This is a genomic window from Streptomyces sp. NPDC091271, assembly GCF_044757505.1.
GTDB lineage: Bacteria > Actinomycetota > Actinomycetes > Streptomycetales > Streptomycetaceae > Streptomyces.
In genome coordinates this window covers 66,838-91,558 of sequence record NZ_JBIVVD010000008.1, presented here as the reverse complement: position 1 = coordinate 91,558, position 24,721 = coordinate 66,838, and the positions used below count along the sequence as shown (strand labels likewise).

17 protein-coding genes are annotated in these 24,721 nt (G+C 71.1%); 8 read left to right on the top strand and 9 right to left on the bottom strand.

Annotated elements, in window-relative coordinates:
- Positions 1-50: 50 nt before the first annotated feature.
- The 3 genes from ACIQM3_RS30190 to ACIQM3_RS30180 all read left to right on the top strand — a co-directional run bounded on the left by ACIQM3_RS30190 (position 51) and on the right by ACIQM3_RS30180 (position 3,376).
- Positions 51-791, top strand: coding sequence for a response regulator (locus ACIQM3_RS30190; RefSeq protein ID WP_401629987.1), 741 nt, complete (start codon positions 51-53; stop codon positions 789-791).
- A 176-nt stretch (positions 792-967) separates the two neighbouring features.
- Positions 968-2,542, top strand: coding sequence for an alkaline phosphatase D family protein (locus ACIQM3_RS30185; RefSeq protein ID WP_401629984.1), 1,575 nt, complete (start codon positions 968-970; stop codon positions 2,540-2,542).
- Between the two features lie 87 nt (positions 2,543-2,629).
- The gene (locus ACIQM3_RS30180) at positions 2,630-3,376 is read left to right on the top strand and encodes a hypothetical protein (RefSeq protein WP_401629981.1); all 747 of its coding nucleotides are present in this window, start codon (positions 2,630-2,632) and stop codon (positions 3,374-3,376) included.
- Here ACIQM3_RS30180 and ACIQM3_RS30175 read toward each other — a convergent pair.
- Positions 3,369-4,265, bottom strand: coding sequence for a helix-turn-helix domain-containing protein (locus ACIQM3_RS30175; protein WP_401629978.1), 897 nt, complete (start codon positions 4,263-4,265; stop codon positions 3,369-3,371). The two genes, ACIQM3_RS30180 and ACIQM3_RS30175, sit on opposite strands and share 8 nt — an antisense overlap.
- 76 nt (positions 4,266-4,341) lie before the next feature.
- Here ACIQM3_RS30175 and ACIQM3_RS30170 point away from each other — a divergent pair, with 76 nt between their 5' ends.
- Positions 4,342-5,199 (top strand): alpha/beta fold hydrolase, encoded by an 858-nt coding sequence (locus ACIQM3_RS30170; RefSeq protein ID WP_401629975.1) that lies wholly within the window; start codon positions 4,342-4,344, stop codon positions 5,197-5,199.
- Positions 5,200-5,377: 178 nt separating this feature from the next.
- Positions 5,378-6,400 (top strand): lytic polysaccharide monooxygenase, encoded by a 1,023-nt coding sequence (locus ACIQM3_RS30165; RefSeq protein WP_401629972.1) that lies wholly within the window; start codon positions 5,378-5,380, stop codon positions 6,398-6,400.
- A gap of 50 nt (positions 6,401-6,450) precedes the next feature.
- Here the strand turns inward: ACIQM3_RS30165 and ACIQM3_RS30160 are convergent, their stop codons facing one another.
- The 3 genes from ACIQM3_RS30160 to ACIQM3_RS30150 all read right to left on the bottom strand — a co-directional run bounded on the left by ACIQM3_RS30160 (position 6,451) and on the right by ACIQM3_RS30150 (position 11,949).
- Entirely contained in the window at positions 6,451-7,335 is an 885-nt protein-coding gene (locus ACIQM3_RS30160; protein WP_401629970.1) for an esterase/lipase family protein, read from the bottom strand.
- A gap of 160 nt (positions 7,336-7,495) precedes the next feature.
- Complete coding sequence (locus tag ACIQM3_RS30155) at positions 7,496-8,494, bottom strand: hypothetical protein (protein ID WP_401629967.1); 999 nt, start codon at positions 8,492-8,494, stop codon at positions 7,496-7,498.
- Positions 8,491-11,949, bottom strand: a complete 3,459-nt coding sequence (locus ACIQM3_RS30150) for a DNA polymerase III subunit alpha (RefSeq protein WP_401629964.1) — start codon at positions 11,947-11,949, stop codon at positions 8,491-8,493. Before ACIQM3_RS30150 ends, ACIQM3_RS30155 begins: the two co-directional genes overlap by 4 nt.
- A gap of 156 nt (positions 11,950-12,105) precedes the next feature.
- Between ACIQM3_RS30150 and ACIQM3_RS30145 the strand changes: the two genes are divergently transcribed.
- Together ACIQM3_RS30145 and ACIQM3_RS30140 are read left to right on the top strand one after the other, a co-directional pair.
- Complete coding sequence (locus ACIQM3_RS30145; protein WP_401629961.1) at positions 12,106-13,167, top strand: DUF3533 domain-containing protein; 1,062 nt, start codon at positions 12,106-12,108, stop codon at positions 13,165-13,167.
- A 359-nt stretch (positions 13,168-13,526) separates the two neighbouring features.
- Positions 13,527-14,018 carry a phospholipase gene (locus tag ACIQM3_RS30140; protein WP_401629958.1) on the top strand — a complete coding sequence of 164 codons (492 nt, stop codon included), beginning with the start codon at positions 13,527-13,529 and terminating at the stop codon, positions 14,016-14,018.
- A gap of 270 nt (positions 14,019-14,288) precedes the next feature.
- Here ACIQM3_RS30140 and ACIQM3_RS30135 read toward each other — a convergent pair whose 3' ends face one another.
- A complete protein-coding gene (locus tag ACIQM3_RS30135; protein WP_401629955.1) occupies positions 14,289-15,374 on the bottom strand; it encodes a S1 family peptidase in 1,086 nt (361 codons plus the stop codon).
- A 435-nt stretch (positions 15,375-15,809) separates the two neighbouring features.
- Between ACIQM3_RS30135 and ACIQM3_RS30130 the strand changes: the two genes are divergently transcribed.
- The gene (locus tag ACIQM3_RS30130; protein WP_401629953.1) at positions 15,810-16,703 is read left to right on the top strand and encodes an alpha/beta fold hydrolase; all 894 of its coding nucleotides are present in this window, start codon (positions 15,810-15,812) and stop codon (positions 16,701-16,703) included.
- A gap of 52 nt (positions 16,704-16,755) precedes the next feature.
- Here ACIQM3_RS30130 and fxsT read toward each other — a convergent pair whose 3' ends face one another.
- The 4 genes from fxsT to fxsA form a co-directional block, all read right to left on the bottom strand.
- Positions 16,756-20,688 carry an FxSxx-COOH system tetratricopeptide repeat protein gene (gene fxsT, locus ACIQM3_RS30125; protein WP_401629950.1) on the bottom strand — a complete coding sequence of 1,311 codons (3,933 nt, stop codon included), beginning with the start codon at positions 20,686-20,688 and terminating at the stop codon, positions 16,756-16,758.
- Positions 20,685-21,986 (bottom strand): FxsC protein, encoded by a 1,302-nt coding sequence (gene fsxC / locus ACIQM3_RS30120; protein WP_401629947.1) that lies wholly within the window; start codon positions 21,984-21,986, stop codon positions 20,685-20,687. Before fsxC ends, fxsT begins: the two co-directional genes overlap by 4 nt.
- Before the next feature lie 150 nt (positions 21,987-22,136).
- The gene (fxsBH, locus tag ACIQM3_RS30115; RefSeq protein WP_401629945.1) at positions 22,137-24,413 is read right to left on the bottom strand and encodes a radical SAM/SPASM protein FxsBH, inactivated beta-hydroxylase extension form; all 2,277 of its coding nucleotides are present in this window, start codon (positions 24,411-24,413) and stop codon (positions 22,137-22,139) included.
- A gap of 111 nt (positions 24,414-24,524) precedes the next feature.
- A complete protein-coding gene (fxsA, locus tag ACIQM3_RS30110) occupies positions 24,525-24,689 on the bottom strand; it encodes an FxSxx-COOH cyclophane-containing RiPP peptide (protein ID WP_401629943.1) in 165 nt (54 codons plus the stop codon).
- Between the last annotated feature and the right edge of the window lie 32 nt (positions 24,690-24,721).

Sequence of the window (24,721 nt, the reverse complement as noted above, 5' to 3'; positions counted from 1 at the left end):
TGGCCCACATGTTGCCTGCGCGTTAACGACCTGTCGCCTTTCCGGAATCAATGGACGTTGTGGTCGTTGTGGTCGCGCCCTACCGTGGCCGCGTGACGAAAGTGCTGGTGGTGGACGACGACTTCATGGTCGCGAAGCTGCACAGCCGGTATGTGTCCGCATTGGACGGTTTTACGGTCGTCGGCGTGGCCCACTCGGGCGCCGAGGCCCTGCGCGCGGCCCGCAGAACGCGTCCTGACCTGGTCCTGCTCGACATCTACCTGCCCGACATGGACGGAATCCAGGTACTGCGGGAGCTGCGTGCGGCGGAGGAATCGGACGGCGGCACGCACAGCGCGGACGCCCTCTTCATCACCGCCGCCCGCGATGCGGGAGTGGTCAGGGCCGCCCTGCGGGCGGGTGCCCTGCACTACCTGATCAAGCCGTTCCACCGCTCCGCCCTCCAGGAGCAGTTGCACCACGTGGCCTCACTGCGCAACCGCCTGGACGCGCTGGACGAGGCCCGCCAGGAGGCCCGTCAGGAGGATGTGGACCGTATCTTCGGCACCCGTCCCCCGGGCTCCCGCGAGCTCCCCAAGGGCTTGGCGGCCCACACCGCGGACCTGGTCGAACGGGTCCTGCGCGAACACCCCGACGGCCTGTCGGCCTCCGAGTGCGCCGAGGCGGGCGCCCTCTCCCGGGTCAGCGCGCGCCGCTACCTGGAGTACTTCGCGGAGACCGGCCGGGCCGAGGTGTCCCTGCGCTACGGCGGGACGGGCCGGCCGGAGCGCCGCTATCGCGCGGTGTCCTGAGGCGGGCCGGCTCAGGAGGAGGCGCCCCCGTACGGCCGGTTCCCCGAGCCGCTCACCGCATAGCTGTCCTGTTCACGTAACGCTCGGCCCGCGGCCATACGCTGCGTGTGAGCATGACATCAATTCCCGGCAGCGTGTCCGAGGTTGGCGCAGATCAACCGAGGAGGGCGTAACCCGTGGTCGCGAATTCCGTGTCCCGCAGGCAGATGTTCGGATTCGGCGGGGCGGCAGCCACCGCGCTGATGCTCGGGACGGGGGCGTGGGAGGCGCAGTCCGCGTTCGCCGCGCCCACCCTGAAGGGTGACCCGTTCACCCTGGGTGTCGCCTCGGGCGACCCTACGTCGGACGGCGTCGTGCTCTGGACCCGCCTGGCTCCCGAACCCTTCGCACAGGACGGTCTCGGCGGCATGCCGGCGAAGGCGGTCCGTGTCCACTACGAGGTGTCGCTCGACGAGCGGTTCCGCCGGGTCGTACGCCGCGGCAGCGTCGTCGCGACTCCCGAACTGGCGCACTCCGTCCACCCCGAGGTGCACGGGCTCGCCCCCGACCGCACGTACTGGTTCCGCTTCAAGGCCGGCTCCGCGATCTCCCCCGTGGGCCGTACGCGCACCACTCCGGCGCCGGGGGACTCCCCTCGGCAGCTGAAGTTCGCCTTCGCCTCCTGCCAGGCCTGGCAGGACGGTTACTTCACGGCCTACCACCACATGGCGCAGGAGGACCTGGACCTGGTGGTGCACCTCGGCGACTACCTGTACGAGTCCGGCGTGAAGACGAACAAGCGCGGCGTGACGACCGATGCGAAGTTCCACACGGAGACCCTCGACCTCGCCCGCTACCGCCTCCAGTACGGCCTCTACAAGTCCGAGGCCCCGCTGCGCGAGGCGCACGCCAACTTCCCGTGGATCATGACGTTCGACGACCACGAGGTGGAGAACAACTGGGCGGGCGAGACCTCCGAGAACAACGAGAACCCCGAGACGTTTCTGCAGCGCCGGGCCGAAGCCTTCCAGGCCCTGTACGAGCACGCACCGCTGCGCCGGCCCCAGCTGCCCGAGGGCCCCGACGTACAGATGTACCGCAGGCTCCCCTACGGCCGGCTCGCCGACTTCACCATGCTCGACACCCGCCAGTACCGCGACGACCAGGCGTGCGGCGACGGTTCGTCGGCCGTCTGCGACGACCGCTTCGACACGGACCGGACCCTGCTGGGGGCCCGGCAGCGGGACTGGGTGCTCAAGGGCTTCAGCCGCTCGCAGGCGCGCTGGCAGATCCTCGGCAACCAGGCCCCGATGGGCCAGACCGACCAGGACCCGGGCCCGGCGACGAACGTCTTCATGGATCCGTGGGACGGCTACGTCGCCGAGCGCAACCGGCTGCTCGCGGAGGCGGACACCCGCGGGGTGCGCAACCTGGTTGTGATCACGGGTGACCGGCACCAGAACTACGCCTGGGACCTCAAGCGCGACTTCGCCGACCCGGAGTCGGCGACCGTCGGCTCGGAGTTCGTGGGCACCTCGATCACCAGCGGCGGTGACGGCGCGGACATGACGGCTCAGGGCGAGACCTTCCTCGCGGCGAACCCGCACATGAAGTTCTTCAACAACCAGCGCGGCTACGTACGCGTCACGGTGGACCGCGAGCGGTGGACGAGCGACTTCCGCGTCCTGCCCTTCGTGACGAAGCCGGACGCCACGATCAGCACCCGCGCGAGCGTGGTCGTGGAGGACGGCACCCCGGGCGTCCAGGTCTGACCGTCCGTGCGGCCCGGGGCCGGGGGCCCGGGGCGCCCGGGCCCAAAACCCGTTTCGCCGTGCCTCGCCGCCTGTCAGCATCGGTGGATGGACGATGACGACGCTCTGTACCCCTCCGACCTGATCGGCGTACGGCTGCTGGGCGTGAGCGCCCCGGTGAGCCGTCCGGTCCCGGCCCTGTGGCTGCATCCGGAGGGGGCGGCGCCCGTCCGGTTCCACGCGGAGGGATTCACGCTGTCGCTCACGGCGGAACCCTGGACCGACGACACCTCGGTGGTGTCCGGCCCCCAGGACGTGGCGCTGACGCACTTCGTGGGCGGGACGATCCGTTCGGTCCGGGAGATCCGCTGTCGCGGGGGCGTCGTCGACCAGGTGTGCGGCCTGACGATCGGGTTCAGCGACGGCGAGGTGCGCCTGCTGGCCCTCGACGGGGAGCTGGTCGTCGCCCACGGCCGGCACCTCGGAGCCGTCGAGGCCCTTCTGCACGAGGACGTCACGCTGGCGCAGGTCGTCAGGACCTGTCTGGCCTCCCCCTCCCAGTGGGATGCCTGGACGACGGACGACCAGTACCTGTACCTCCGTTACCGGCACGGAGTGGGAAGCGTGGAGCAGCATCCGAGCGAGGACACCGACACGTGGGACGGCGAGGGCTCCAGGCTCCTGACCATGTGGGACGACGGAACCGACGGCGGAGAGATCGCGCTCCCCGACTTCCTCACGGCGGCCGGTCTGCGACTGGCACCGGACGCGGAGGTCTCCGTCCTGACCACCTGGCTGGAGAAGGGGCGGCCGGTCCGCGCCGCACGTGAAGGGGACGCGGCGGGGGCTACCTGACCCGTTCCCACGGCGGCGCCGCGAACCGCGGCCTCACCGGCCGCCCCGCACCCGGCCACGCACGCTCGTCCACCGTCAGGAACGGCTCGCCCGACACGGTCACCGGGGTCGCGCCGGTGAACTCCATGACGTCCCGGTGCAGATGGGGCTGGTCGTGGTAGCCGCTGTCCGCGGCGACGCGGGCCGGGCTCTCGCCCGCGACCAGACGGTGCACGGCATGGTCGAAGCGGACCAGCTTCGCGGCGCTCTTCGGCGGGATGCCGATGTCCGACCGGAACCGCGACCACAGGCGCTTCCGGCTCCATCCGAGTTCGTCCGCCAGGTGGTCGACCCGGACGGCGCCCCTGCCCGCGACGATCCGTCTCCAGGCCCAGGCAACCGCCGGGTCCACCGGCGACCGCCCCCGAAGCCGTCGGGCGAGCAGCGCGTCCGTGAACGCGAAGCGGTCCTGCCACGAGGGGATCTCGCCCAGTTGCTCGCGAATGCGTGCCGCCTCCCTGCCCCATACGTCGTCGAGGGAGACCGGAGAACCGCCCAGATCGGCCGGACACACCCCCAGAGCCGCGCCTGCGACCAGCGGGGACAGACGCACCTGCACGCACCGGGCGTGTTCGCCCCATGCACGGACCCCGCCTCCGGAGCCGAACCCGGGCCCGGCGACGAGGCTCCCGCCGCACCGCCGGCCTGCGTCGTCCTCCACGGTGGACGCGCTCGCCCCGATCTCCAGGATCAGCGTCACGGCCGGGTGCGGAACCACCCGCAGACCACCGGCCAACGGGCCGGGTACATGGAACCCGGCCATGTCGACACCGGCCACCCGGCCGGACCGCTGCGGACGTGCGACGTCCCACACAGCGGGAGCGTCATGTTCACCCGTGAGGGACCCCATCTCCACATGCTACGCGGACCCGAGGAGGGAACATACGTCCAAGCCGTGGGTGCGCACCGGCGGCGACAGTGGGCTCATGACTCCTCCCGAGAGACACCCTCATGTGAACGCCGCCGCCCCCGAGGACTCGGTCCTCCGCCTGGAGCAGGGCGACATCCACGTCTCCCAGGACGGCCCTGGCGACGCCCCCGTGCTCCTGCTCATCCATGGATCCGCGGCATCGGGCCGCTCGTGGGACGCCATGGTGCCGCTGCTGGCCACGCTCCATCGGGTCATCCGGATCGACCTGCCGGGGCACGGCCGCTCGGCCGAACCGGCCGACGGCGACTACGCGACCCCGGAGCAGGGACGCAGGATCGGCACGGTGCTGGACCGGCTCGGCGTCGGGCACGCCACTGTCGTCGGCCACTCCAGCGGCGGCTATGCCGCCACCGCTCTGGCCGAGCACCGACCCGGCCTGGTGGCCGCGCTCGCGCTCATCAGCACGGGCCCTCGCATGGATGCCTTCATCCCACAGGGGGCCGCCGTGTTCGACCCCGCGCAGTGGCCGCCGGCCGACGACCGGATCCGCGAGTTCGCGAGCACCGCCTTCCGCGCGGGGTACCGGGTCCCGCAGGAACTCGTCGACGAACTGCGCGGCATGACCTACCGTGCGGTCACCGCGGCGATGCAGGCGTCCATCGCCTATCTGAACCAGCGCCCGCTCCCGGACCGGCTGACGGCCCTCGGCAAACCGCTGCAGGTGATCTTCGGTGACGAGGACCGCAGATGGCGACCGGCTTCCGCGGCCGACTACCGCGTCGTTCCGGGCGCGGAGGTCGAGTTGCTGCCCGGTGCCGGGCACACACCCATTCTGGAGGATCCGGCCCGGATCGCAGCCCTCCTCCTGCCCTTCGCCGCGGTGCACGCCGTTCGAGCGTCCAGGGCCACGTGAGAAGTGCCCGCGGAGGCTCACCGGCCGGCCTTCCTGAGCCCTCCCCTAACCATCCCTTAAGCGCGCCATAACGATCGCCACCTGCGCCTTTTCCGGCCCGGACCCGCTTCCGGCGGTGGCTAGCCTGCTGATCACCAGACCTGGTCAACAGCCGTGCCGTCGAAGGAGAACCACCACCATGGCCGTCATCACCACCGCTCGCCGCAAGGTCGCCGGAGTCGTCGTCGCGCTCGGCGTCGCGCCGCTCGCGCTGACCGGGCTGACCGCATCCCCGGCCGCCGCCCACGGTTCGCTGAGCGATCCGGTCAGCCGGGTCTCGGCCTGTTTCGCGGAAGGGCCGGAGAGCCCGCGGTCGGCGGCCTGCCAGGCGGCGGTCGCGGCGGGCGGGGTCCAGGCGCTGTACGACTGGAACGGCGTGAACATCGCCAACGCCGCCGGCAAGCACCGTGAGTTGATCCCGGACGGCAAGCTGTGCAGCGCGGGCAACGACAAGTTCAAGGGGCTCGACCTGCCGCGCGCCGACTGGCCGTCCACGCCCATGGAGGCGGGCAGCCACACCTTCCGGTTCCGGGCGACGGCTCCGCACAAGGGCTCGTTCGAGCTGTACCTGACCAAGGCGAGCTACGACCCGGCGCAGCCCCTGAAGTGGTCGGACCTCCAGGAGAAGCCGTTCGCCACGGCCACCGACCCGACGCTGGAGGACGGTTCGTACGTCTTCGACGGCACCGTGCCGGAGGCGTCGGGACGGCAGTTGATCTACACGGTCTGGCAGCGGTCGGACTCCCCCGAGGCCTTCTACGCCTGCTCCGACGTGGTCTTCGGCGGCGAGAAGTCCGGCAGCGGTTCCGTCGCGGCCGCGCCGGCGCCCACCGCGTCCGCCCCTTCCGAGCAGGAGATCGACGAGGGTGCGGACCAGTCGTCCGTCGAGCACGGCGGACACGGGGACGACGACGCCTCGACCGGTGCGGAGGTCACCGAGGCGGCCCCGGCCGAGGACACCGGGGCGAACGCACCCGAGCCGAACAACGTCGCCGCCTCCCCCGCGGACACGGTCCCGGCGGACGAGGCCCTCGCCGAGACGGGTGGCAGCAGCAGCACCTCGTACCTCGCGATGGGCGGAGCCGCCGCACTGGCCCTCGGTGCGAGCGCCCTGTTCGTGTCGGTCCGTCGCCGGTCCTCGGGCGGCGCGCACCGCGCCTGACCGGTGGTGACGGCGGGGCCTGGGGGCCTCCGGAGGCCCCGCCGCGCGTCTCAGCCGATGACCGAGGCGCAGGTGGTCGGGGTGGCGTGCGCCGGGTCGAGGGCGTTCACCACCTCGTGGAAGGCGATCCTGTCGATGGTCCCGATCGCGACGTGCTCGGACAGGCCGACCGGGCACAGATCCTGGAGCAGGACGTTGCGTACGTTCGGCCCGTCCAGGTACTGCGTGCGGTACGGGGTCACGACTTCGTCGTACCGGGTCGCGATGACGGTGTAGCGGACCCCGGGCACGGTGTCGCCGCCCGCGTTGAGCTTCGTGATGAAGGCGGAGCCGGCGATCTGGTCGGCGAGGCCCGGGGTGTTCTTCGTCAGGAGGTCCTCGGCGCCCGGGAAGTACGGCAGCAGCTGGGTGAGGCCGAGAAGCGTGGTGCCGTGGTTGTCGGGGGCGATCCCGACGAGAGCGTTCACCTTGTCGGCTCCGCCGAGGAACTTCAGGTAGTAGTTGGGCATCATGCCGCCCTGGGAGTGGCCGACGAGGTCGGCCTCGGGCGCACCGGTGGCGCCGAGCACCTTGTCGACGAACACGTCGAGCTGTCCTGCCGACTTGTCGATCGGGCCGAGTCCGTTGAAGAACGGCACGCCCGGTAGCTGTCCGTAGTCCAGCGAGAAGACGCAGTAGCCCCGGTTGACGAGGTACGGCGCGAGGACCAGCCAGTTGTCGACCGAGTTCCCGAAGGTTCCGTGGACGAGGACGACCGGCCGGGGGTGGGCTGCGGAGGGCTTGCAGGAGTAGTCGTTCCATCCACGGGACGGAGCGGCGGTTTCCGCCGCGGTCGCGGTCGCCGTGGGGGCGACGAGCGCGGCGACGGTGAGGAGCAGGGCGGCGAGGGTGCGGCGTGCGCGCGGGGAGCGCCGGGCACGGGTCCAGGGCAGCATCGGGTGGTCTCCTTGCGGCTCAAGGGAGTTGCGATGTCGGTGCGCCCTGCGGTCCGGACCGCAGCGAATGACGTTTTTTCAACGTGCTCATGCCAAGTTACGCACGGGTAAGGTCGCGGGGGAAGTTACGCGTCGGTAAAAAGATTCCGGTGCCCCGAGGTCAGGCCGCGAGCCGTCCCGGCTTCACGGCTCCCGGGCCGAACCTGGCCCGCAGCCTGTCGGACACGGCCTCGATCCGCCGCGCCCGCTCGTCCACCGGGTCGAAGGTGAGCTGATGGGCGGCGCGTTCCGCGTCGTGAAGCCCTTCCGCCCGCAGCCCGATCCCCCGCACCCGCGCCCGCTGCAGGGCGAACGAGTCCTGGATCCGGTACGCGAGCGAGGTGAGCGCCGCCGAGTGCGCGGTGGGCTCCGGGAGCGTACGGCTGCGGGTCAGCGTCGCGTAACCGGTCCGGTCGGCGTAGCGCACGGAGACCGCGAGCGAACGGCACACCTGGCCGTCACCGCGCAGCCTGGCCCCCAGCTCCTCGGTGAGCGAGAGGAGCGCGCGGCGGTGCTGCTCCGGGTCCAGCTCGTCGCGGGGGAAGGAGCGTTCGGCGGCGATCGACCGGGCGGCGGCGTTCGGCACGACCCGCGTACGGTCGATGCCGTTGGCCCGCTCCCACAGCTCGCGACCGGTCCGTACGCCGGTGATCCGCTGCAGGGTGGCGAGCGGCGCGGCGGCTATCCGGCCGATGGAGTCGAGCCCGTATCCGCACAGGGTGCGCGCGGTCGCCGCCCCGACGCCGTCCAGCGCGGCGGCGGGCTTGGAGGCGAGGAAGCCGGCGTGCTCACCGGGGGGCACCACGAAGGTCGTGCCGGGCGTCGCCTGCCGTGCGGCCATCCTGGCCAGCATGGGGTTGGAGGCCGCCCCGATCGCGCAGTCCACGCCGTGCAGGGCGAGGGCACGCACCCGGATCACGGAGGCCAGACCCGCCGCGTCCTGTCCGAAGTAGCGCAGCGCGCCGCTGACATCGGCGAGCGCGGCGCCGGGCGGTGCCGCCTCGACGACCGGGGTGAACGCCCCGAGGAGGGCGAGCAGCCCCTCGTAACCCGCGCTGTCCGGCAGTCCGCCGCCGATCCGGCGGAACCGCAGGCACAGGACGGCCGGCTGGTCGTTCATCCCGCGCTCCCCTGGCTCCGGTGCCACAGCTTCCTCCCGGTGGGCGTCCCTTCACCGGCCGGCTGGAGATCGGACCACGGGTTCATCTCGTAACCGGTCGGCAGCTGGATACGGCGGCCGTCGTCGGGTGCCTCCTCCTCGCCGGAGGCGGGCTCCTCCGCCAGCCGCGCCGCGACCGCGTCGAGGCCGCCGGTGCGCCGGAGTTCGGCCAGCTCCGCCAGGTTCCAGGCCGCCGAGCCGACGATGCTCATGCTGCGCGCGCCACGCCGCTGGACCACTCCGCGCACGAGCAGCAGCCAGGAGTGGAAGACGGTGTGCGCGCAGGCGGCGTGGCTGTCGTCGAAGAAGGCGAGGTCGACCAGACCCGTCCCGTCGTCCAGGGTGGTGAAGATGACCCGGCGCCCGGAGCGGACCGGCGGGGTCTGGGTGGCCACCTTGGCCCCCGCGACCAGCACGGTCTCCCCGTGCCCCGCCTCCCGCAGCCGCTGGGCGGAGACCGCGCCGAGCTCCTTCAGGAAGGCGTGGTGATCGCCCATCAGATGGCGCGACACGTCCATGCTGAGGACGCCGAGCTCGGTGCTGAGGCGTTCGGCGTCGTTGAGGTCGGGCAGTCCGACGGTGCCGGTCCTGTGCCCGCCGCCGAGCGGGAGCTGGGCGCCCGCCTCGCCGGAACCGGAGCTCCGCTGGGCGCGGTGGAGCTCGGACAGATGCAGCAGCAGGTCCCGGCGGTTGGCGCCGAAGGAGTCCAGCGCGCCGACCTGGGCCAGCCGTTCGGCGGCCGGCTTTCCGGGCCTGGCCCGCTGCCAGAAGTCCAGCAGCGAGGTGTAGGGCTGCCCGGCCTCGATCCGGGCGACCTCGGCCTCGCTGATGCCGTGGACGTCCGAGAGGGCCAGCCGCAATCCCCATTTATCACCGTTGTCGCCAGACACCAGTTCGATCCTATGGGCGGCCGCCGACCGGTTCACGTCCAACGGCAGCACCGGCACCCCGCGCCGACGCGCGTCCGCGAGCAGCAGCCGCTTCGGGTACATCCCGGGATCGTGCGTGAGCAGCCCGGCGTAGAAGGCCGCCGGGTGGTGCGCCTTGAGCCAGGCCGACTGGTACGTCGGCACGGCGAAGGCGACCGCGTGCGCCTTGCAGAAGCCGTAGCTCCCGAACGCCTCGATGATCTCCCAGGCACGGGCGATCACCTCGGCGCCGTACTTCCTGCGCGCCGCCCGCTGTGCGAACCAGACCCTGATCCTGGCCTGCGACTCGGGGTCGGAGAGCCCGCGCCGCACCCGGTCGGCCTCGCCGCGTCCGCAGCCGGTCATGATGTTCACCATCTCGATGATCTGCTCGTGGAAGACGACCACCCCGTAGGTGCCGCGCAGCGCCCCTTCCAGGTCGGGATGGGGATAACGCACGGGCGCGCGGCCGTGTCTGGCCTCGATGAACGGCCGCACCATGTCGGCGGCGACCGGCCCCGGCCGGAACAGCGAGATGTCGACGACCAGGTCGTGGAAGGTGGCGGGCTGGAGCCGGCCGACCAGGTCGCGCTGGCCCGGGGACTCGATCTGGAAGCAGCCGAGCGTCTCGGCGCTCTTGATCAGCCGGTACGTCTCCGGGTCGCCCTGCGGCACGGCGTCCAGGTCGACCTCCTGGCCCGAGGCCCGCTTCAGCTCGGTCACCGCGTGCGCCATCGCCGACTGCATCCGCACGCCGAGCACATCGAGCTTGAGCAGCCCGAGGTGCTCCACGTCGTCCTTGTCGAACTGGGACATGGGGAAGCCCTCGCCGCTGGTGGGCATGACCGGCGTACGCCGCAGCAGCGAGTCGTCCGAGAGGAGCACCCCGCACGGGTGCATGGCGATGCCACGCGGCAGCGCGTCCAGTGACTCCACCAGCTCCCAGAGCCGGCCGTACTGCTCCTTCCGTCCGGCCACGGCGCGCAGTTCGGGCAGCTCCTCCATCGCGGCACGGGCGTCCCTGGCCCGGATGTGCGGGAAGGCCTTGGCGAGCCGGTCGGTCTCGGCCGGGTCCATGGAGAGCGCGGCTCCGACGTCGCGGATGGCGTGGCGCACCCGGTAGGTCTCGGGCATGGAGACGGTCGCGACCCGCTCGGCGCCGAAGCGCCCGATGATCGCGCGGTAGACGTCCAGGCGGCGGGCCGACTCGACGTCGATGTCGATGTCGGGCAGCACGAAGCGCCGCTTGGACAGGAAGCGCTCCATGAGCAGCCCGTGTTCGACCGGGTCGGCGTGGGCGATCCCGAGCAGGTGGTTGACCAGGGAGCCGGCCCCGGAGCCGCGTGCGGCGACCCGTATGCCCATCCCCTTCACGTCGTCGACGACCTGGGAGACCGTCAGGAAGTAGGAGGCGAAACCGTGGTGGGCGATGATGTCCAGCTCGTGGTGCATCCGGTCCCAGTAGTCGCGCCTGCGGTCGTAGCCGTGCCGCACCATGCCGGCGGCGGCGCGGGAGGCCAGCACCCGCTGGGCGGTGCGCCGGCCGGCGCCGACGAGGTGCGGTTCGGGGAAGTGGACGCTGCCGAGCCCCAGGTCGTCCGCCGGGTCGACGAGGCAGGCGTCGGCGGTGTGCCGGGTCTCCGCGAGCAGCCGCTGCCCCGCGTCCCGTCCGAGCCCCGCGGCGGAGGCGATCCGCTCGGCGGCCTCCCGCATCGCACCGGCGTCCTTGAGCCAGCGCTCCCCGCTGTCGAGGGGGGAGCGGCGCGGGTCGACGGGGACGAGCCGGCGGGCCGAGTCGAGCACGTCGGCGACGGGGCCCTGCCCGGGGTCGGCGTACCGGACGGCGTTGGTCAGGACGGCTCGCACCCCCTGCTCGGCGGCGAAGCCGACGGTACGGGCGGCGAGCCGCAGCGATCCGGGGCCGGTGCCCTCGCGGCCGTGGTGGACGGCTTCGAGGCGCAGGGCGTCACCGTAGATCTCCCGCCAGGGGGCGAGCAGGGCGGCGGCCCGGTCGGGCCGGCCCGCGGCCAGCGCGGCGCCCACCTCGGAGGCGGGGCCGAGCAGCACGGTGAGCCCTTCGGCGGGCAGCGTGTCCCGGCCGACCAGGGGCTGCCCGGCGTCCGGGTCCCCGAGGCCGGGGGCGTGGGCGGCGGTGACCAGCCGGCACAGCTCGGCCCAGCCGCGGGCGCCGTCCCGGGCGAGGAAGGTGACCCGGGGTGCGGATTCATCGACAAAGGCACCTCCGCGGACCGGTGTGCGCGGTCTGTGCGTACGCCCTCCTCCGGCGGCCTGCCGCGCCACCGCGAGCTCCGCCCCGAAAAGCGGACGTATCCCGGCCTTCTCGCAGGCTCTGGCGAAGCGGACCGTGCCCGCGAGACTGTCGCGGTCGGTCAGCGCGAGGGCGTCCATCCCCCGCTCGGCGGCACGCTCGGCCAGCCGCTCCGGGTGCGATGCCCCGTACCGCAGGGAGAACCCGGAAACGGTATGCAGATGCGTGAACCCGGGCATCCGCACCTCCTGGACCGATCCGTACTCGTCACCCCCTCGCTCTCCACCATAGACCAAGTTTCGAACGTTCGTACGATAACCGGGTGCGGGGCCACCTCTCCGCCATTCGGCCCGGCCCCACCTGCGCGAACGCCGGACTCCCCGGACCGTGGGGGCATGACTTTCGCTGACGAGGTGAAGAGCGCCGTCACCACACGGGCCGCGCTGCTGGTTGTCGGTGTACTGGCACTGCAGCTGCTGTTCATCGCCTCGTACGTCGGCGCGCTGCACAGGCCCGACCCGACGGATGTCCCCTTCGGGGTCGTCGCCCCGCAGCAGGCGTCCGGGCGGCTCGTCACCCAGCTGAGTGATCTGCCGGGCGGTCCGCTCGATCCGCGCGCGGTCTCCGGCGAGGCCGAGGCCCGCCGGCAGATCCAGAACCGCGAGATCGACGGCGCCCTGATCGTCAGCCCCACCGGGGCGACGGACACCGTGCTCGTCGCCTCCGGGGGCGGCACCGTGCTGGCCACCTCGCTCACCAAGATCATCAAGGAGGCGGAGGGACCCCGGCAGCGCACCGTACGGACCGTGGACGTGGCGCCCGCCTCCCCGGACGACTTCGACGGCCTCTCGTCGTTCTACCTGGTCGTGGGCTGGTGCGTGGGCGGCTACCTCTGCGCGTCGATCCTGGCGATCAGCGCGGGCACCAAGCCGGCCAACCGGCAGCGCGCCGTGATCCGCACCGCGGTCATGGCGCTGTACTCGATCGCGGGCGGGATCGGCGGCGCGGTCATCATCGGCCCGATCCTCGGCGCACTCCCGGGCAGCGTGTGGGCCCTGGCCGGTCTGGGCGCCCTGACCGTCTTCGCTGTCGGCATGATCACGCTCGCCCTGGAGGCGCTCACCGGCATCGTCGGCATCGGCCTGGCCGTCCTGCTCATCGTGATCGCGGGCAACCCGAGCGCCGGCGGCGCCTTCCCGCTGCCGATGCTGCCGGACTTCTGGCGGGCGATCGGCCCCGCCCTGCCACCGGGAGCGGGCACCTGGGTGGCCCGCTCGATCGCGTACTTCAGGGGCAACGCGGTCACCGGCCCCCTGCTGGTGCTCTCCGCCTGGGCGGTCGTCGGCACGGCCCTGACCCTGCTCCTGTCGATGCGCCGCCGGGACACGGACGGGACGCGGCGGGCGACTGCCCCTGGGGAAGCGGACTCCCCCGGGAACAGCTCGAGCCTCGCCTGAGGCCGGGAGCCGGTCCAGCATCTCCTCGACGAGACCGGCGGCCCCCGATCCGTAGCACGACGTGCCGGCCGACCAGGTCGCCACAGAAGCCGGGCCCGGGTCTCCCGGCCCCGCGCGGGAGCCGGAGCAGGGGCCGACGAACGTCACGGCGTCGCGCCTCCGGAAGGGTGCGCACGGGCACGCGGTACGGAAACGGGGCGCTGCTCCGCCCATGTCGGCCGAGGCGCAGCTGAACTCCTGGCGACCGATCGGCGAAGTCACTAGTCATGACAGGTTCATGACGGCATCCTGAGAGCGCCTCGTGAGACCCGCGAGGCGCACGGTCGGCACAACCCCCTTTCATCCGCCGGAGGTTGCTCATGCGTCGCCGATTCACCGTCCCGTTCGCCGCCCTTGCTGCGGCGCTGCCGCTCGCCCTCGTACCTGCCGTTTCCGCTTCGGCCGCCCCGTCGGACAAGCCGCAGGTCCTCAGCTCCTGGACCCAGACGAGCGCCTCCAGCTACAACGCGTGGAACGCCGCCCGAAACAACCAGGGCGCCTGGGCCGCGTACGGCTTCGACTGGTCGACGGACTACTGCAGCACCTCACCCGACAACCCGTTCGGCTTCCCCTTCCAGACGGCCTGCGCCCGCCATGACTTCGGCTACCGGAACTACAAGGCCGCCGGCACGTTCACCGCGAACAAGTCCCGCATCGACTCCGCGTTCTACTCGGACCTCAAGCGCGTGTGCGCCGCCTACTCCGGCGCCAAACTGACCTCGTGCAACAGCACGGCGTGGACGTACTACCACGCGGTGGACATCTTCGGCGTCGCCCCGGCCAAGGCGGGCGCTCCGTCGCTCGCTGCGTGAAGCAGCGGCCAGTCTGCGCATGACATCGCTCCCGGAAGCTTCATCGGCCTTCGCCGGAGCCACCGTGAGCAGCGCGATCTGCAGGCCGGGGTCGAAGCACGCCTCCTGTGCCCCAGCGCCTGGTCGCACCCGAGCAGCTGCGGTCGGACGCACTCACAGGGGCGGCGTTCGTGTCGTTCGCGCGGAGGTGGCACCGACGCGGGCGAGCCCGCCCCCTCGTGCGAGGGGGCGGGCTCGCCGGTTCACCGGAACCGAAGGAGGGCCGGAGGTTCAGCCGATCTCGGCGCCGAAGGCCGCCAGTGCCTCGGGCACCGGCTGGAAGAACGTCTCGCCGCCGGCGGAGCAGTCACCGCTGCCGCCCGAGGTGAGACCGAGCGCGGTGTCGCCCGCGAAGAGCGAGCCGCCGCTGTCGCCGGGCTCGGCGCAGACCGTGGTCTGGATGAGGCCGTTGACGATGTCGCCGTTGCCGTAGTTGACCGTGGCGTCCAGTGCGGTGACCTCACCGTCGTGGACCTGGGTGGTGGAGCCGCTGCGGGTCACCGTCTGGCCGACGGTGGCGTCACCGGCCTGGGTGATCGCCTGGGTGGAGCCGTTGTAGAGGTCCACCTCGCTGGGGTGTTCGACGTCGGAGGTGTACTTGACCAGGCCGTAGTCGTTGTCCGGGAAGCTGGAGCCCTCGTTGGCGCCGATCTCCGTGCCGCCCTGCGAGTCGGACCAGCTGGTGATCCCCTCGGTGCAGTGGCCGGCGGTCAGGAAGTACGGCTCCCCGCCCTTGACCACGTTGAAGCCGAGCGAGCAGCGTCCGCCGTCGCCCCAGATGGCGTCGCCGCCCGCGATGAGGGGCTTGAACTCCCCTGCGGACTTCTTGAGTTCGGCCTTGGCGCCGAGCCCGTCGACGACCTTGCTGAGCTTGTCCCAGGCCGCGCCGTCGACCGTGCGGTCGGCCGTGACGACCACCTTGTTGCTGACCGGGTCGACCGCCCACGAGGTGCCGGGGATGGTGGCCTTGTCGGTGAGGGTCTGCCGCGCGTTCGTCAGCTCGGCGAGCGTGTGCTGTACGAGTCTGGCCTTGCCGCCGGCCTGGCGGACCTGCTCGGCCGCCGCCTCGTCGATGACGTTGACGACGAGGTTCTTGGCCTTGGCGTCGTAGTACGAGCCCGCCTTGTCGCCGCCCAGGGCCTTGTCCAGGGTGGTGGCGAGACTTCCGGCCGAGTGGGCGTCGAGGGTCTTCGCGGTGAACTGGGGCACGTCGTCACTGGCGTTCGCGGTCTGGAACGTGACTCCTGCCGCGACCAGGGCGAGGACGGCCGATCCGGCCAGGGCCACACGCTTCCTGGGTATGCGTCGGTGCTTCAACTTCGACCTCCTGTGGGGCCGTGCACGGACAAGTGGGGTGTCCGGAGCACGGAGGATGGGGCGCCCACTATTCCGATGCGGCCGATAGCACACAAGGTCGACTTCCGGACGCGCACATGACGACGACGGTTCGCCCGCGCCGTGTTCACAACCCGGGTGTCGCACCACGTCGGTTCCGTTCGCGAACACCCGGTGCGATGGCCCGTCGGCAGCGGGTGAGGACTAGTCCTGTCCTGTAATGGCTCCTGGAGTCCGGATGCTGTGGAGGGCACTCCTGAAGCCGAACACCACCGAATGCCCCCGAACGTCCCGAACACCACCGGCTCGTACCGACAGGGAGCGCCGGTATCGCCTCCGATAGGTCATCATCGAACTGGCAGTACACACCGGGCACTTGGTGTCCGGACCGAGCGGGGTGATGAGCGGAGGGACGTCGTGCGGAGTCGGGTGCGCGTGGCCGACGGACGGCATCTGATGGTCGAGCGACAGGGGGACCCCCGCGGCAGACCGGTGTTCCTCCTGCACGGCATGCCGGGCAGCCGGCTGGGGCCCGCTCCACGCGGAATGGTCCTCTACCAGCGGAACATGCAGCTGATCGCCTACGACCGCCCGGGGTACGGCGGCTCGGACCGGCTGCCGGGGCGACGGGTGATGGACGTCGCCGAGGACGTACGGGCGATCGCGGACTCGCTCGGCCTGGAACGCTTCGCCGTGGTCGGCCGTTCCGGCGGTGCGCCGCACGCTCTGGCCTGCGCCGCGCTGATGCCCGACCGGGTCACCCGTGGCGCCGCTCTGGTCAGCCTGGCTCCCCCGGATGCCGAAGGGCTCGACTGGTTCGAGGGGATGGCCGCTTCGAACGTGCTCGCGTACTCCAGGGCGGCGGCGGACCCGGACGGGCTGGCGGAATCCTTCATCAGCCGCTCGGAGGAGATCCGGCGGAACCCGGCCCGGCTCCTGGACGACCTGCGCCGGGAGCTGACCGACTCCGACCGCACCGTGGTCAACGACGCCGGGATCCGCACGATGCTGCTCGCCAACTTCCGCGAAGGACTGCGCACATCGGCGTACGGCTGGATCGACGACGCGCTCGCGTTCTGCAGGCCGTGGGGGTTCGACCCCGCCGACATCAGGTGTCCCGTGATGCTGTGGCACGGCGTGAAGGACGTGTTCTCCCCTGTGGGCCACTCCCGATGGCTGGCCGGACAGATCCCGGGCGCCACCGCCGTACTCGAACCGGCGGCGGCACACTTCGACGCGCTGTCCGTGCTGCCCGAGGTGCTCAACTGGCTGCTGGACGAACGGGAGGCAGGGAAAGCAGCGGTCTGCTGATCCCGGAGGGTGCCCTGGGCTCCAGAGGTCCGGAGCCCGGGGCGCCCCGGCGTCACACCGACATCGGCTCCAGCTCGCGCCAGAACCTGCGCTCGTCCCTCGCTATCCGGGTCAGCGGATGCTCGTCGCCGAGCTGCCGCGCCAGTTCGTCCCCCGTCTCCGCCCGCAGACTCAGCGCCTCGTCCTTGCGTCCCATCGCGTCGAGCGTGACCACGAGGTTCGACGTCATGGCCAGGGTCTCCGGGTGATGCGCCCCGAGAACGTCCCGGAGCTGGCCGGCGACCCGCCGCTCCGTCTCCAGGACGAGTTCGAGATCGCCCCGCCCGGCCGTCGCGTTCGCCAGGTTCATGACGCAGAACAGCGTGTTCGGGTGCTCGCGGCCGAACACCTCACGCATCGAGGCGACCACCCGCGTCAACAGCTTCTCCGCCTCCAGCGTTTCGCCCGCCCCCGAGAGGTAGGCGCCGAGATTGTTCTGCGCGGCCAGGGTGTACGGATGGTGCTCCCCCGGCACGTTCATGTACTGGTCCACCACCTCCTGCGCGGTGTCCCTCGCCTCGGCGGCCTCCCCCGCGGCGAACAGGTCGGACGCCATGTTGAGGTCGCAGGCCAGTGACTCGGGGTTGGCCGCGGTGTACTTGGCCCGGTACCTCGCCCGGGTGGCCACCGTCAGCCTCCGCGCGTCCTCCAGCTGCCCCGCCCTGCGCAGCGAGACCGCCAGACTCTTGGCGGCGCTGAGCGTGGTGGGGTAGGTCCGGCCGAGGGTTGCCTTGTACGCGTCGTACGTCCGGCTGAGCAGGCCGACCGAGTCCTCGTACCGTCCCACCTCGCGCAGATCACGTGCCAGTGAGATGGCCGAGGACAGGCTGTACGGATGCTCGGGGCCGAGGACCTCGGACCGCAGGTCGTAGACGTCCTGGTCGATCTCCCTCGCGCGGGCGTACTGCCCGACGCTCCGCAGGTTCAGTGCCAGGTTGTTCGCCGCGGCCAGCGTCCGGGGATGCCTGTCGTGGAAGATCTGGCTGAACCCCTCGTGCGCCGCGGTCGCCAGCTCGATCGCCTTTCCGTAGTCACCGAGTAGCCCGAGGTCGATAGCCAGGCTGCTGGTGGTCATGTATGTGTGCGGATGCTCCGGCCCCAGCACCTCCCGCTGCCTGCCCAGGGTCACCTCGTCGAGCTCCTTGGCCTCCACGTACCGGCCGCGGGTGCGCAGGATGTTGGAGAGGTGGAAGCAGAGGTAGAGGTACTGCAGATCCTGGTTTCCCAGCATCTCCCGCCAGGTGTCGCGGAGTTCGTCCCCGAGCCGTCCCGCCGTCCGGACGTCTCCCCGCTTCCACAGGTAGCGCACCCGGTCGATCAGCAGCCTGCGGGTCTCCGGATCCTTGCAGTTGCGCGCGTCCGACGGGCCGAGGTGCGGCCAGATCGTGGCGAAGCGCGGCCAGGTCGCGGGGTTGTCGATCGGCTCGTCGTCGTCGGGCCGGGCACCCGCCAGGATGCGGTGGACGACATGCCGCGCCTCGCGCTGCTCCTCCTCGCTGAGCTGGGCCCTGATCACCGCCTGCACCAGGCGGTGCACCTGGATGGAGTTCGACACCTGGTCGACCTTGGCCAGGGCGAAGCGGCCGATCTCCCGGATGACCCGGCCCAGGACCAGCTTCTCCTGGAGCGAGGCGTCGTACGGCTTCAGTGCCTCGATCATCTCCTTGCTGTAGAGGAGATTCGCGGAGATCGGCTCGGGTGCGAAGAACGCGCAGAGCTGGAGCAGCCGCACCGCGGCGGGTGAGCGCTCCTTGAGGCGTTCGATGGAGATGTTCCAGGTGGCGGCGACGGGCTGCGGATACCCTGCCGGCTGGTTCAGGGCCAGGACCTCCGGGGCCTGCTGTGCCAGCTGCTCCAGATAGGTGTCGATCGGGGTCGCGGTCTCCGCGATCCATGCCGCCGCCTGTTCGACGGCCAGCGGCAGGTCCCCGACCGCGGTGGCCACCTGGGCGGCGTCCTCGTCGCTCAGCCCCGGTGCACGGCGCTGGAGGTGCTCGATCGACTCCTCCCGCAGGAACACGTCGACGGGCAGCGCGTCACCGTGCTGCGACCAGGACTGGTTCCTCGACGTGACGAGGATGTGTCCGGATCCGCCCTGCGGGAAGTACCGGCTGAGGCGTTCCGGATCGTCGGCGTTGTCGAACACCAGCAGCCAGCGTTCCGAGGGCACCCCCCGCCGCAGCAGGTCCACCGCTTCCTGCGAGGCGGCCGCCATGTCGTCCCCGCCCTGGGCCCCCAGCCGTACGGCGAGTTCGGCGAGGCTGGCCACGACGTCGTCGATCTGCTCGGACGATATCCACCACACCAGGTCGTAGTCGGCCATGAAGCGGTGCACGTACTCCAGGGCCACCTGTGTCTTGCCGACACCGCCCAGGCCGTACAGGGTCTGCGGCTGCGGCAGCACGACGGCCATGCCGCCGCCGAGCTGGTCGCGCATCCGCTCCAGGACCAGGGAGCGGCCGGTGAAGCCGGGGTTGCGGGGCGGTGCGTTCCAGATCCTCGGCACGGTGCCGGGGAAGCGGGGTCCGGGCGACATCCCGTCGCCGAGCTGCACCGGCCGGTCCAGAGCGCGCATCAGGGCCGTGGTGGCGTGCACCTCGTCCAGCCGGAACAGGTCGACCGGGTTGCGGTCGATGTACGGCGCGGAGAGCCGGACGTCGCTGACCCTGAGCGGCAGCAGCTGACGCCGCCCGCCACCGGGGTCCTCGGAGACGGCGCGCTCCCAGAGGTCCACGGCCCGCTGGGACTTGAGGTAGGCGCTGGAGAGCAGGACGACGGTGCGGGTCGCGGTCTCGACGGCGTGGTTCGCGTCCGCGGGGCCGGGCTCGGCGGAGACGTCGCGCGGGACGACCCGGAATCCGGCCCGGGTGAGGACCGATTCGATCCAGTCGGCCCACATGCGGTTCTCCGCCACATAGCTGAGGAAGAGATCGGCGGGCAGCGCGGGCCTGCGCCGGGTGAACGCGTCGCGGATGCGGAGCCGGACCTCCTCGCCCACCGGGGGCATCGAGGTGATCTCCTGGTGGGTGACGACCGCGGTGAGGCGTTCGAAGGCGGACAGGAGCGAGTTGCTGAGCCCGGCCTCGTCACCGAAGGTCGCGAGGGTCTCCTCGTACGCGTAGTAGGGGCGGTACGGGATCTCCACCGCGCCCCAGTAGGCGGTGAGTTCGTCGCCCGAGAGGTCACGGGGCAGCCGGTCGAACTTCAGCCGGGCCAGCGCCCGCCCCGCGTCGGCCTTCTCCTTCTCGCCCTCGTCGATCCGCATGGGGACGGGGAAGATCGAGATGGGCCGGCCGGTGTAACGCTCGGCGATCTGCCGCGCGACGGAGGCCGCGCCGTCGATGGACTGGTCGCTGAGGGTGAAGCAGTCGACGAGCACGTCCGGGAGGTGGACGGTGCAGATGTCGGCGATGTCGCTGAGGCCCGTGCGGCTGTCGATGAGGACGTAGTCGTAGTTGGCCTTCATGTCGTCCCGCAGGGCGTCGAAGAAGTGGCCGCCGCCGAGCCGGTCGTAGAAGTTGTCCCAGTCGAAGGTGGAGACGGTCGCGGAGTACTCGCGGTTCTGCCGTCCGGCGGAGACGAAGTCGAGGGTGCCGCCCCTCGGGAACTCCCAGCCGAGCGCCTCGGGGGTGAGCGAGACGGCGTGCGGCTGGATACGGGCGTAGTCGCGGTGCCAGTCGTCGGCCCGCTGGGCGGGGTTGGTCGCGGCCCAGGCGTATTCGGTGATCAGGTCGATCACGCCGGTGGTGGCCCCGAGCGTCGAGGGGTCGAGGAAGGGGTGGAAGAACCGGTGGAGCCCCGGTGCCTCCAGGTCCCAGTCGACTGCCAGCACCCGCTTGCCGTTGGCGGCCAGGATCCAGGCGGTGTTGGCCAGGGCCATGGTGCGCCCCGTACCGCCCTTGTACGAGTAGAAAGTGACGACGCGCCCGTCACGACCGGCTGTCATACGTCCTCCGCATCCGTCGCAGGGTCGTGCATGTCGGGTATGAACTGGGTGTTGCCCATGGGCCCCATCAGCCGCGTCCGCTCGCTGTGCCGCCCGCCGGCAGGTGGATAGACCGTGGCGTGCCTCAGATACTGCTGGGCAGCCACCTCGACCACTTGGGGCAGGATCTGGCCGAACGCTTCCATGCTGGGTACCCCCTTGGCCGCGACACGGCAGAAGGCCCGCCCCTGCCGCATCTTGACCGGCATCGTCTCCTCGAGCTTCTCGGTCAGTTCGGCTTCGGCCGCCCTGCTCTGATGGTCCTCCCTGCACCACGGGACGACCATGGTCACCCAGGGCCGGTTCTCCCGGTCGAAGGCGGCGAGCCGGCGTCTCAGGTCCTCGTCCCGCAGGGCCCAGCGGTCGACCAGGAGGATCTCGGGGGTGCTCGGCGGCTGCTTGCCCTCCCGCTGGCCGGGTTCCTCGTCGAACGACGTGATGACGGCCTGGTAGTTGAGGGAGCGCACGAGCTCTTCGGCGACATAGGCCAGCGGTCTGGCGGCGGCCGGATGGTAGGGGTTCCACTCCTGCGGATTGTCGCCGTAGTACTCCGGGTTCCGGCCCTCCGGCAGGTCGTGGCGGGTGGGGGCGGCGATGGTGATCCGCATGGGCCTCGGTGCGCCCGCTCCGCTGCCCGGCGCACCGAAGGCACTGGGGACGAGGCGGAAGTCGAGGGGTCTGCCCGAGCCGATCTGCACGCTGTCGGCGACGTGGACGATGCGTTTGGCCAGCTGGTAGACGGCCTGCTCGTAGTCCTGGGCGAACAGGGTGAGTTTGATCAGCCCGTAGAGCCCGTCGCTGACGTACCGGTCCCCGAAGTCCCGGTGGTTGAACTGTAACCGCTCGGCGGGGCCCGGCAGTTGGCTCGGCTGTACCGGCACCCAGAGCGCGGGCACGATCGCCTCCGCCGGCTGGTTCGACCGGGCCCGGTGGTGAATCGCGCGCTGCTCGAAGGCGTACCACTCCTTGCCGCACATCTCGCTGGCGAAGTAGCGCGGCGAGAAGAGCGGGACGAAGACCCGGCAGTTGGCCAGGACATTGCCCAGCCGTTCGGACCAGCCCTCGCCGGAGCGTATCTCCCGGTCCATGAATCCGGCCGGTGATCCCGCGGGGAGATTGGTCATGGCCATCACATGACCGCAGAGATCTTGGAAAAGCCGTTCGACCCACATGTCTGGGTCCGATCCACCGCCGTACCCCGGTGTATGCGCGTAACTCAGAAAAAAGTACGGCCGATGGTCCGCTCGCTGTTGCGTCATGCGTGCACACGACCCCCGTCCTGTGTGAGCACCCGCATCCCAGGACTGTGGAGAGGGTGCGAGCGAATTCATCATTCCGGAGCGGACTGTGCTCCACCCCCACGGCGTTCGGTCAATCAACGCCGCTTTTCAGTCATCCATACCCAGGAATCATCGAACAGGTTCTTGATCCACGGCATTCATGAGGACGTTCATCCCACTTGTCCCATGTACACCTCTCGCCTCGTCACGGAGCGACCCCAGCAACCGCATTCCTCCGACAGTGGGTTCGGCCGCCCCGTCCATCATGTCGAGTGCCTCGGGCACTCCGTCCATGAATCCGGGAACGAGGAGGGAAAGTCCCACACGTTCGTACGTGCCGGCCAGAAGTCCGGAAAAGGGGACCTTCGCATTCCGGTCCCAGGGCAGCCGGTATTCCCAGGCTCCGTCCAGCGCGTAGAGATCCGTGACGTCCAGGAGCGCCCGCAGCCTGGCCCGTCGCAGACCGCGCAGCAGCGCGAGGGCGAGCTCCCGGGCGTCCTCGGTCCACACGAGTCCGACGGCCCCGTGGCCGTGCGGCCGCTTCGTGTTGCGACCGGCGACGAGCGGGGTCAGCGTGGTCAGGCTCTCCGCGGCGTCCGCCGCCTGGCGTGGCGCGGCCCGTTCCAGCAGCTCCCACGCCCGGCCGACGCCTTCGGCCCAGGCCTCCGCGTCCGCCGGGCTCAGGCGGGGCGCGGCAGGGGCGTCGAAGCAGTCCCTGTACGGGTCCAGGTCGTCGAGGGCGAGCCGGGGCGCGCGCCCCGCCGCGAAGTGCCGCACCGGGAGCCAGTCGGGCCCCTCCGCCTCGCTCGCGACGATCCGTTCACCGCCGCCCTCACGCCGGACCGCGAACCCCTCACCGAGGGCTCGTACGAGAACCCGTCCCGTCCCGCCCGGTCCGGCGACCCGCAGCTCGCCGAGGGTGGGAAGGAAGAGCCTGCCGTCCCGGTAGTCACAGGGCACCTCCAGGCCGCGACCGGACCGCACCGCGGCAGCCGCGACGTACGCCGGCAGCCGCAGCGCCTGGCCGACGGCTTCGGGGCGTTCGGCGTGCAGGCCTTCCAGGACGTCCAGCAGCCACGTACGCGTGTAGGGGTGCGCCATGACGCGGTCGAGCCCGGCGGCGCCCTCACCGGAGGACTCCAGAACACCCGCGAGCCCCCAGGCCTCGTCCCACCGGGCTCCGCCACGGCCGTCCAGCGCCTCGTGGAGGCCGGCGAGGAGTGTGCGGGTCAGGTCGTGCTGCTCGGCGGCCAGTTCACGCCGGTCGGCCAGGGCCGGGGACACGGCGGCCGCGCTCGTGCGCGCCTGGACGCCCCGCACCAGCGCCTCCAGGTCGGCGCAGTAGACCGACGGGTTGTCGAAGTCGTTCGCCGAGCTGTAGCGGTGGGTGTAGAGCCCGCCGCCGCAGGAGCGCACGACGGGGCACCGGCGGCACGTCTCGCTGACACCTGCCAGACCGAGCTGCCGCGCCCGGACCCCGGGGTGGGCGGCGACGTCGTCGAAGGAGTGCGAGAACACGTCGAACCCGGTGGCCGCGGCGCCCTCGTAGGCGCTTTTGAGGGAGTCGACCTGTTCCAGCTGACCGTCCGTCTCGACGACCACCAGGTCCGCGGGGGCGAGCCCCAGGGACTCGGTGAGACTGGGGCCGCCGCTCAGCGTGGAGAGCACCGAGGAGAACAGGCGCACCGGCACCGGGCTCCCCTCCTCCTGCCAGCGGTCGAAGACCGCGAGGAGCCACTCGGCATAGGCGGTGGGCGATCCGTCCGGGCGGGGCGGCGGCTCGTCCCATGTGGCGTGCGGGAGGAGGAAGTCGATGAGCGGAGGATCGAGTGCCACCAGGGCGTCCAGCACCGCGTGCGGGTCGTTCTCGATGTCGACGGTGCACAGGAGACCGAGGTTGAGATGACGGTAGCGATCCTGCCGGAGGAGCTCGACCGCCTTCAGCACGAGGGGGTGGCTGCTGCGTCCGTCGGCGAATCGCCGGTGCCGGTCGTTGGCCGTACGGTCGCCGTCGAGGGAGATACCCACCTTGACGTCGAACTCGTCGAAGAGGTCCAGATACCGGGGACTGAGCTGAAGGCCGTTGGTGTGGATCCGGAGGTCCAGCTCGGCGACGCCCGCCAGGGCCGACCCGAACTCCTCACAGACGCGCCGCAGTCGGGCGGGTCCCGCGAGCAGAGGCTCCCCTCCGTGCAGGATCACTGACACGGAGGGCAGTGCGTGTGTCTTCGCGTGCTCAGCGAGGCGCTGCGCCGTTCTGGAGATGACGTGATCAGAAACAGTCTTCGGCCGGGTTCTCCAGCTCTGATCAGCATGTTCGTAGACATAGCAATGATCGCAGGCTAGGTCACACCTGCTGTGAACCTTCAGAACGATTTCGCGGAACGGGACCGCGGGGCCTGTCATTCCACCACTCTAGTCCAGCCGCGCCGCGAATCCGGACGACGGGCCACAGTGGCCGATCGGCCGAACGGGTGGAATTCTTACAGCTTTACGGCAGCGGCGGCCCCGCTGTTCCTACAGCGAGGAGTTGAATGTCGAGATCTGTGTCGGGCGGCCGCCTGCCGTCGCGAGCACCCGGCCCATCTTCTCTGCTGCTGCACTGCCGGATGCGTCGATCTTCGCAAGCGGCACACGACGCTTCGCGGCAGCGAAGCTCGGGGTGGATTCGTAGGTCTTCACGGCCGTCCTTGATGGGCTCGTTCCGGACACGG